The following is a 1,307-nucleotide window of genomic DNA, read 5'->3' as shown; positions in this document are numbered from 1 at the left end:
TCAGCTTTTGCTCTCGTTTTTCGCCACTGGTGGCTCCAGAGGTCAAACGCGTAATGTAGGTAAATATTGGACAGCAAAGGAGATATTACGGCTCCCTGCGGTAATCCACAGTTTGCTGGTTTCCTCGTACCGCCCTCATCAACCATACCCACCTTTATCCAACGTGTAATCATTTTAATCAACCGCTTATCGCGTACGCGATGTTGGATCATTTGAATGAGCCAGCCATGTTCTACTGTATCGAAGAACTGACGTATATCCAGATCCAACACCCAATTCACTTTCTTTTTGCTAATCCCGTAAGTGAGTGCATCTAACGCATCGTGTTGACTGCGCGCTGGTCTAAAGCCGTAAGAAAAACCTTTGAAATCGGTTTCATAGATTTCATTGAGAAGCGTTACTACTGCCTGCTGAACAAGCTTGTCCTCAACACACTGAATACTCAATGGTCGCTGCTCTCCATTCCCCTTCGGTATGTAAACACGCCGTGCAGGTTTTGGTTTGTAGCGGCCTTGTTGTATTCGTGATTGTAGATCCAGTAGCCGAACCTCTAGCTCCTCTTGATAGCTATACCAACTGACTCCATCAACACCTTTCGCTGCCTGCCGCTTAAGTTTATAAAAACTCTGGCGGAGTAGCCCCAAGGTAAGATGATGCATTAAGGCCGTGAATGATTGCTGCCTATTTTTATTTGCTATTTGACGTACGCAGGCGATTCCTGACATCGTGGGATTCCAGCTCTGCGTCTGGCCACGGTTGACTTCGCCTGCGTTCCTCTCAGTCAAAACCCTTCCCTCCACCCACTCCGCTGCATTTATTTCTAAACGCATTGTTCGCGAGCTTCTCCAGTACTATGATTTTGTCCGACTTCCTGACGATTCGATAAATTGTATTACTCGATTTTCGATTCACAATTTACTCTCTCAAGGCTCAATTTGCAGAGACATCATTCAGGATCTCTCAGGTTCCGTGCGTTGAATGTACTTGCATGCGTAGGGTCTCCGACCCCGCCGAGTTGTTACATGCCTTACCATGACGGCGTGTAACATGTTGCTTTCTGCATCGCTTAACGGCATCAGCACTCGGAACAGCTTGATTACGTGGCTCAATACCTAGCCTGCAAGCACCTCTGCTAACACTTCACTTGTGAAGTTACCCGCACAAGCGCATAGCTTGAGGCTGGGGTGAGTGGTTAACTCTTACCCCGCAGGGACTTCCACCCTTTATTCATCGCCAGCTTATCCTGACGTACTAAGCGCTCAGCTAACCCCACCCTTTAATTTATTAGGCCACTACAGGTAGGTTTA

The 1,307-nt window shown here is 47.4% G+C and carries 1 protein-coding gene; it reads right to left on the bottom strand.

Annotation, left to right across the window (positions count from 1 at the left end):
• Positions 1 to 830 (bottom strand): reverse transcriptase domain-containing protein (locus tag MO867_RS22100; RefSeq protein WP_252473195.1); only part of this gene is annotated, 830 nt, incomplete at its 3' end.
• Between the last annotated feature and the right edge of the window lie 477 nt (positions 831 to 1,307).

This window comes from Microbulbifer okhotskensis (assembly GCF_023895975.1).
In the GTDB taxonomy this organism is placed as follows: Bacteria; Pseudomonadota; Gammaproteobacteria; order Pseudomonadales; family Cellvibrionaceae; genus Microbulbifer; species Microbulbifer okhotskensis.
The sequence above is the reverse complement of the archived record's forward strand: the minus strand, read 5'-3'. Positions and strand labels throughout refer to the sequence as shown.